Here is a 7,749-nt window from a genome sequence, read left to right as displayed (position 1 = left end):
CGTCGCGGCGGCCCGCGGAGCCGTGCCGGAGTGCGGGCATGCCGAGCCTAAGCGAGGCACCGAGTGGTGGGGCAAAGACCTTTTGGTTACTTTTGGGGCGTTTGCCAAAAGTGACTCGCTGTAAGAGCGAAACCATAAGTAGCCGTTACCGCAGCAACGGATATGTACACCCCACCCCACCTCACCCCACCCCAACTACCATCACCGCTCCACGGGCACCGAAAGCCCCGAATTCCCAAGCGCATGACTACGCGCATCAAAAAACCGCAACTCCACCTCCATCCCCTCAAACAACTCCGCAAAACGCCGCTTCTGCTGCTGGATAAACCCCGCACTGCGGCCAAACACCGAAATCGCCAACGTGCTGATCTTCGCCTGTCGAATCGCCTGCACCAGATGCACATCCTGCGCGCCGAGGTGATGCCCAAAGATGCATAGCCCACCTTCATGGCCCAACAACTGCTCATAACAGAACGACAAATAGTCAGAACTGCGAATGGTCTTCAGCTTCTCCTCAACCTTGCCCTCGCTGACAAACAACGGCACATCATCCAGCGTCTTGATCGTGTTGTTGATCGCAAAACTGCTGAGCAACGTGCTGTCAGTGGTCGGCAATTTACGCGCCGTACCATCAAGGTTACGCACCAGGTGCAGGCCACCATGCAGATACAAAATGCGCGTGGTGTCGCAGGCAGTATTGCGCAGGTCAAAGCTCGCATCGGCACTGCGAAACAGATCATCGATGCCCGGCGCATGCAGGATCGCCCAGTAGTTGAGCAGGTCGTAATTGCTGGTGAACACCGTCGGGTAACTCGCCAGCTCCTGATGGAGGGTCGCCAGTGTCGACGGCTTCACCAGGCGCCACGGAATATGCACGCTGTGGATCGTATTGATCAGCGCTTCCTTGATCGCGTAATAGCGATTACGCGGCGCAGCCGAGCTGACCGCCAGGGCCTTGTTGACCCGGCTGGTGGTTTTCAGTGCACCCAGCACCTGCTCGAAGCTGCGGGTCTGCATCGCGTCAAACACGCTGAGTTCGGACTGGCTCAGGGGTTTTTCTTCCACGGTGCGGGCGTTTTCGAACAGTGAGTCGTAGGCAAAATCTTCCCACACTGCGCGGCTGGCGCCGTTGCCGATCAGGATCCCGCTGATGGCGGTACTGCTGCGCAAGGCGTTCCAGTCTTCTAGGTGGGCATCAAAATCCTGGGAATCCTTCATTGCGGCGGGTCTACTCGAAATCGGCTGGGCGGTGACTTTATCACGAGCGGGCGTTGATCCTGGTCAAGATGCCGCAGGCAATCGAGGTCGATGCTGTAGGCATAACGACTTTAAAGGATTAGCCACCATGAGCAGCACCTTCTTCATTCCCGCCGTCAACATCATGGGCCTCGACTGCCTCGACGAAGCCATGACCGCGATTCGCAACTACGGTTTTCGCAAGGCGCTGATCGTCACTGACGCCGGGATGGCCAAGGCAGGTGTGGCCAGCATGATCGCCGAGAAGCTTGCGATGCAAGACATCGACTCGGTGATCTATGACGGCGCCAAGCCCAACCCGAACGTCGAGAACGTCGAAAAAGGCCTGGCGCTGCTGCAACAGAGTGCCTGTGATTTCGTGGTGTCACTGGGCGGTGGCTCACCCCATGACTGTGCCAAGGGCATTGCCCTGTGTGCGACCAACGGCGGGCACATCGGCGACTACGAAGGCGTCGATCAGTCGGCCAAGCCGCAACTGCCGCTGGTGGCCATCAACACCACCGCCGGCACGGCCAGCGAAATGACCCGCTTCTGCATCATCACCGACGAAACCCGCCACGTGAAAATGGCCATCGTCGACCGCAACGTCACGCCGCTGCTGTCGGTCAACGACCCGGCGCTGATGGTCGGCATGCCCAAGGGCCTGACTGCCGCCACCGGCATGGACGCGCTCACCCACGCAATCGAAGCCTACGTGTCCACGGCTGCCAACCCGATCACCGACGCCTGTGCGATCAAGGCCATCGAACTGATCAGCGCCAACCTGCGGATTGCGGTGCGCGACGGTAAAGACCTGGCCGCCCGGGAGAACATGGCCTACGCGCAGTTCCTTGCCGGCATGGCCTTCAACAACGCGTCCCTGGGGTTCGTGCACGCCATGGCGCACCAGTTGGGCGGGCTGTATGACTTGCCTCACGGCGTGTGCAATGCGGTGCTGTTGCCCCATGTGCAAAGCTTCAACGCCAGCGTCAGCGCCGAGCGCCTGAGCCATGTGGCACGGGCCCTTGGCGCAGATATCAAGGGTACGTCGGTGGAAGAGGGCGCCCAGGCGGCCATCGCGGCGATTCGCAGCCTGTCCCAGGATGTGGAAATTCCTGCCGGGCTACGGGAGTTGGGCGCCAAGTTGCAGGACATCCCGCTGCTGGCGTCCAACGCCCTGAAGGACGCCTGCGGCCTGACCAACCCACGGCGGGCGGATCAGCGTCAGATTGAAGAGATCTTCCGCAGCGCGTTCTGATCAGTCCTGGCCATGGCGACGCACAGCAGTGCGCCGCCCGCCAGCGCCACGCATAACACCGCCAACGGCCAGGCCTGCTGACTCGCCAGCAGGCTGGCCACGCCACCGATCGCCGCAGCCATCAACTGATGCATAAAGCCGCTCAAGGCCATGGCGTAGGAGCCGCTCACCGGTGATTCATCATTGGCCAGCGACAGGCTGATGGGATAACTCATCGATTGGCCGAACACCGCCAGGCAATACGGCAGCCACAGCAGGATCGCCAGCCCATTGGCAAACAGGCTGCCCAGCAACATCGTCGCGCTGCCGCACATCACCAACGCCACGCCCCAACTCATCATCGACAGGCGCCCGGTGCGGGCGACGAGGCGATTGACCATCAACGCCCCCGCCAGATACGCCCCGCTGATTGGCCAGCCGAGCCAGCCATATTGCGCCGCGCTCCACTCGAAATGGCCCTGCAAAATCAACGGTGCGCAGGTGTTGAACGCGATGATCACCCCGTAACCCAAACCGCCCGCCAACGCAGGCCGCAGGAACGCCGGATGACGCAGGATCGTGCCGTAGATGCGCCAGGCCGAGACGTGTCCAGAGGCTTTTTCCAATCTTGGGAACACCACCCGTTGCAGCGCAATCATCAAGCCGACAGCCGCGACCGCCAGCCCATAAAAGATCGCCTCCCAACCAAACGCCACCTGCAACAGCGAGCCCACAAACTGCCCGATGCCCAGGGCGATCACGAACGTCATGCCCAGCCACGACAAACCTTTGGCCAACAGGGCACCGCTGAAGCTGTCACGAACCAGCACCCGCGCCATCACCGACACACCGCCCGCACCGAGGCCTTGAACCAGGCGCAGGCCGAGGAACGATTCGAGGCTGTAGGCGGACGGAATCGCCGCACTGGCCAGCGCATACAGCGCCAACGCTGCCAGCAACACCGGCTTTCTACCCAGGCGCTCACCGAGGCTGCCCCAGAGCAGCATCGGCAACGCCATGCCGATCAAGTACACCGCTAGGGCCAGTGCCACCTGGTCCTCTGCAGCGGTCAATGACAAGGCAATCGCCGGCACGGCGGGCAGATAACTGCTGATGCCAATCTGGGACAAAAAGGCCGCGCTGCAGGCAATGGTGAGGGTCGTGGTGCTTTTCAAGGGGCAAAAGATCCTGTTGAGCAGTAAGCTGCAAGCCGCAAGCTACAAGTTGCCAGTGGGTTTGTCTCTACCTTGCAGCATGAAGCTAACCGCTTGTCGCTTAGGAACCAACCTTATGAGAGTTCTATTATTCGGCGCCACCGGCATGGTCGGCCAAGGCGTGTTGCGCGAGTGCCTGCTGGCCAGTGACGTGCAGGAAGTCGTCGCCGTCGGCCGTACCGCGCTGACCCAGGAACACGGCAAGCTGCATCAGGTGCTGCATGCCGACATGTTCGATTTCCAGCCCTTGGAGCATCTGCTGCAAGGTTTCGATGCCTGCTTCTTTTGCCTGGGCGTTTCTTCGGTGGGCATGGATGAAGCCAAGTACACCCATTTGAGCTACGACTTGACGCTGGTGGCCGCCAGCACCCTGGCGCGGCTCAACCCGCAGATGACCTTTATCTACGTGTCCGGCGCCGGTACCGACAGCAGCGAAACCGGCAAAACCATGTGGGCACGGATCAAGGGCAAGACCGAGAATGCGTTGCTGCGCCTGCCGTTCAAGGCGGTGTACCTGTTCCGTCCCGGGGTGATCCAGCCGTTGCACGGCGTGCGCTCGAAAACCCCGCTCTACCAGTCCATCTACACCGTGGTCGGCCCGTTGTTGTCGCTGCTGCGCCATGTGCGACCGGCCTGGGTGGTGAGCACGGAAACCGTTGGCCGCGCAATGCTCTCGGCCGTCCGGCACGGTGCACCTCTGCCGGTGGTGGAGCAGGCCGATATCAATCGCCTGGCCACCGAGCGCGCCTAGATGCTGCACAAAAGCCTGGTTCGCCGCCTTGACCTGATCACCCTGCAATTGTTTGTGGCAGTGCATGAGGAAGGTACGCTGACCCGCGCCGCCGCCCGCGAAGCCATCGCGGTCTCGGCGGCCAGCAAGCGCTTGATGGAACTGGAGCAGGTGCTGGGCGTCAGCCTGTTTGTGCGCCAGGCCAAGGGCATGCAGCTTACGGCCGCCGGCGAGACCTTGCTGCACCATGCACGGCAGATGCTGTTCAATGTCGAGAAGATGGGCCTGGAGCTGGGCGAACACAGTCACGGCGTGCGCGGTTATGTGCGGATGCTGGCGAACCTCTCGGCAATCATTCAGTTCCTGCCCGAAGACTTGCGCGACTTTTCCGCGCTGCATCCACAGGTGAAGGCAGACCTGGAAGAGCGGCCCAGCAATGGCGTGGTCCAGGGTGTGATTGACGGCGTTGCGGACCTGGGCATCTGTTCCAGCGACACCGATACCAAAGGCCTGCCCGGCGTGACCTATCGCCGGGACAAGCTGGTGGTGCTGATGCCGGCGGATCACCCGTTGGCCTCGCGCAAGACCCTGGCGTTCGCCGAGACGCTGGACAGCGACTACGTGGGGCTGCATTCCGCCAGTTCGATCAACATGCGCACCCATGCGGCGGCGCGGGAGGCGGGCAAGGTGCTGCGCTTGCGGATCCATGTGCCGGGCTTCGATGCCATGTGCCGGATGGTCCAGGCCAACATGGGCATCGGCATCCTGCCGCAAAAAGCCTATGAACTGTTTGGCCGGGCGTTGGGCTTGCACGCGGTGCCGCTGACGGATGCCTGGTCGGACCGCAGCCTGATCCTGGTGGTGCGTGACGAGGCGCAGCTGTCGCCGGTGAGCCGGTTGTTGTTCGATTACCTGCGGCGGGAGCAGGCGTAAGCAAACCCTGTGGCGAGGGCGCTTGCTGTGGCGAGGGAGCTTGCTCCCGCTGGGCTGCGTAGCAGCCCCAAAAAAGCCGGGAGCGCTACGCACTCCAGCGGGAGCAAGCTCCCTCGCCACAACCAGCCCTTACTCAAGCGTTCGCATATGGCGAACGCTCGTTGCCAACTGACGGTTGGATTTCTACTGCCTGCGTCCTCTAGCCTTGGCCCCACATTCCAAGAACAAGAGGTACACCCCATGACGGCTCCCCTGAGCGGTATCAAGGTGATCGAGATCGGCACCCTGATTGCCGCGCCCTTCGCCGCCCGGCTGATGGCCGAGTTTGGCGCCGAGGTGATCAAGATCGAAGCCATGGGGCAGGGCGATCCGCTTCGCAAATGGCGAAAGCTGCACGAAGGCACGTCGCTGTGGTGGTACCTGCAATCGCGCAACAAGAAGTCCCTGGCCCTGGACCTCAAGTCGGCAGAAGGCCTGGACCTGGTCAAGCAACTGCTGGGCGACGCCGACGTGCTGATCGAAAACCTGCGCCCCGGCGGCCTGGAAAAACTCGGCCTGGGCTGGGACGTGCTGCACGCCCTCAACCCCAAGCTGACCCTGGTGCGCATCTCCGGCTACGGCCAGACCGGCCCTTACCGCGACCGCCCGGGCTTCGGTGCCATCGGCGAGGCCATGGGCGGGATTCGCTATACCACTGGCAACCCGGATTCACCACCGGCGCGGGTCGGCGTGAGCCTCGGTGATTCCCTGGCGTCACTGCACGGCGTGATCGGCGCGCTGATGTCGCTGCTGCGGGTCAAGACCGGCCAGGGCGATGGCCAGATTGTCGACGTGTCCCTGGCCGAAAGCGTGTTCAACCTGATGGAAAGCCTGGTGCCGGAATACGACATGCTTGGCCATGTGCGTGAACGCAGTGGCGGCGCCTTGCCCGGCATTGCACCGTCCAACACCTACCTGACCGCCGACGGCGCCTATGTGGTGATCGCCGGCAACAGCGACCCGATCTACAAACGCCTGATGCTCGCCATCGGCCGCGCCGACCTGGCCGAAGCGCCGGAGTTTGCCCACAACGATGGCCGCGCCGCGAAAAGCGGCCTGCTGGACGCCGCCATCACCCACTGGACCAGCAGCCTGCCCATCGACCAGGTGCTCAGTGCCCTGGAAGCCGCCGAAGTACCGGCGGGGCGCATCTATTCAGTGGCCGATATCGTCGCCGATCCGCACTACCAGGCCCGCGACATGCTGCTCAGCGCCGACCTGCCCGGCGGCCTCACGGTGAAGATGCCCGGTATCGTGCCCAAACTGTCGGAAACCCCCGGCGCGGTGAATTGGCAGGGCCCGAGCCTGGGCCAGCACACTGATTCAATCCTCGGCGACCTGGGCCTGAGCGGCGCCGATATTCAGCGCCTGAAATCCTCGGGAGTGGTGCAATGAAAAACTATTCCGATGCCCTGGTCGTGCAGGAAGTCTCACCCCGTGACGGCCTGCAAATCGAGCCGACCTGGGTCGAGACTGTCGACAAGATCGCGTTGATAGACCAACTGTCCATGGCCGGGTTTTCCCGGATCGAAGCCGGCTCGTTCGTGTCCCCCAAGGCCATTCCCGCGTTGCGCGATGGTGAGCAGGTGTTCCAGGGCATCACTCGTCGCCCCGGGGTTATCTACGTGGCGTTGATCCCCAACCTCAAGGGCGCCCAGCGTGCCATCGAGTCCCGGGCCGATGAGTTGAACCTGGTGATGTCCGCCAGCCAGACCCACAACCTGGCGAATATGCGCATGCGTTGCGAAGCCTCGTTGGCGGCGTTCGGCGATATCGTGAGCTTTGCTGCCGAGCACCCGTTGCGCCTCAACGGCAGCATCGCGACCACCTTCGGCTGCCCGTTCGAGGGCAAGATCGATGAGGACCGCGTGCTGCAATTGGTCGACGCCTACCGCGGGCTGGGCATCCAGGGCATCAGCCTGGCCGACACCACCGGCATGGCCAATCCGCGTCAGGTCGAGCGCCTGGTCAAGCGCGTGCTGGAACGTGTTCCGGCGAGCGACCTGACCCTGCATTTCCACAACACCCGCGGCCTGGGTTTGTGCAATGTGCTGGCCGCCTACGAGGCCGGTGCGCGGCGGTTTGATGCGGCATTGGGCGGCCTCGGCGGTTGCCCGTTTGCGCCCGGCGCGTCGGGCAATATCTGCACTGAAGACCTGGTCAACCTGTGTGATGAAGTCGGGATCCACACCGGCATCGACCTGCCGCACCTGCTGAAAATGTCGCGGCAATTGCCGGCCTTGCTGGGCCATGAGTTGCCGGGCCAGGTGGCCAAGGCCGGGCGCAATTGCGACCTGCATCCGCCACCGGCCTACATCGCCACCTTGTAAGCCGTAACCAGACAACAAAAACAATCGGAT

General features: G+C 62.7%; 7 protein-coding genes. 5 read left to right on the top strand and 2 right to left on the bottom strand.

The features are described from left to right. Positions 1 to 201: 201 nt before the first annotated feature. Positions 202 to 1,218, bottom strand: a complete 1,017-nt coding sequence (locus tag HX807_RS16115) for a DUF4917 family protein (protein WP_003212103.1) — start codon at positions 1,216 to 1,218, stop codon at positions 202 to 204. A gap of 127 nt (positions 1,219 to 1,345) precedes the next feature. On the opposite strand from HX807_RS16115, the gene yiaY reads away from it, so the two are divergent. Beyond that, entirely contained in the window at positions 1,346 to 2,494 is a 1,149-nt protein-coding gene (yiaY, locus tag HX807_RS16110; protein ID WP_008437790.1) for an L-threonine dehydrogenase, read from the top strand. Here yiaY and HX807_RS16105 read toward each other — a convergent pair. After that, positions 2,461 to 3,648, bottom strand: a complete 1,188-nt coding sequence (locus HX807_RS16105) for an MFS transporter (protein WP_177050451.1) — start codon at positions 3,646 to 3,648, stop codon at positions 2,461 to 2,463. The two genes, yiaY and HX807_RS16105, sit on opposite strands and share 34 nt — an antisense overlap. 115 nt (positions 3,649 to 3,763) lie before the next feature. On the opposite strand from HX807_RS16105, the gene HX807_RS16100 reads away from it, so the two are divergent. From HX807_RS16100 to HX807_RS16085, 4 genes are all read left to right on the top strand, one after another. Further along, complete coding sequence (locus HX807_RS16100) at positions 3,764 to 4,438, top strand: NAD(P)H-binding protein (RefSeq protein ID WP_102604145.1); 675 nt, start codon at positions 3,764 to 3,766, stop codon at positions 4,436 to 4,438. Next, positions 4,439 to 5,350 (top strand): LysR substrate-binding domain-containing protein, encoded by a 912-nt coding sequence (locus HX807_RS16095; RefSeq protein ID WP_102604146.1) that lies wholly within the window; start codon positions 4,439 to 4,441, stop codon positions 5,348 to 5,350. 240 nt (positions 5,351 to 5,590) lie between these two features. Next, positions 5,591 to 6,784 (top strand): CaiB/BaiF CoA-transferase family protein, encoded by a 1,194-nt coding sequence (locus HX807_RS16090; protein WP_087692626.1) that lies wholly within the window; start codon positions 5,591 to 5,593, stop codon positions 6,782 to 6,784. Further along, positions 6,781 to 7,719: a hydroxymethylglutaryl-CoA lyase gene (locus tag HX807_RS16085; protein ID WP_177050450.1), complete on the top strand. Its 939-nt coding sequence runs from the start codon at positions 6,781 to 6,783 to the stop codon at positions 7,717 to 7,719. Before HX807_RS16090 ends, HX807_RS16085 begins: the two co-directional genes overlap by 4 nt. Positions 7,720 to 7,749: the final 30 nt, after the last annotated feature.

Source organism: Pseudomonas sp. D8002, assembly GCF_013385695.1.
GTDB lineage: Bacteria > Pseudomonadota > Gammaproteobacteria > Pseudomonadales > Pseudomonadaceae > Aquipseudomonas.
The sequence above is the reverse complement of the archived record's forward strand: the minus strand, read 5'-3'. Positions and strand labels throughout refer to the sequence as shown.

Bases quoted from the DNA above. Each gene is read 5' to 3' on its own strand.
- HX807_RS16115 (WP_003212103.1), bottom strand. From the start codon at position 1,218: ATGAAGGATTCCCAGGATTTTGATGCCCACCTAGAAGACTGGAACGCC.
- yiaY (WP_008437790.1), top strand. From the start codon at position 1,346: ATGAGCAGCACCTTCTTCATTCCCGCCGTCAACATCATGGGCCTCGAC.
- HX807_RS16100 (WP_102604145.1), top strand. From the start codon at position 3,764: ATGAGAGTTCTATTATTCGGCGCCACCGGCATGGTCGGCCAAGGCGTG.
- HX807_RS16095 (WP_102604146.1), top strand. From the start codon at position 4,439: ATGCTGCACAAAAGCCTGGTTCGCCGCCTTGACCTGATCACCCTGCAA.
- HX807_RS16090 (WP_087692626.1), top strand. From the start codon at position 5,591: ATGACGGCTCCCCTGAGCGGTATCAAGGTGATCGAGATCGGCACCCTG.
- HX807_RS16085 (WP_177050450.1), top strand. From the start codon at position 6,781: ATGAAAAACTATTCCGATGCCCTGGTCGTGCAGGAAGTCTCACCCCGT.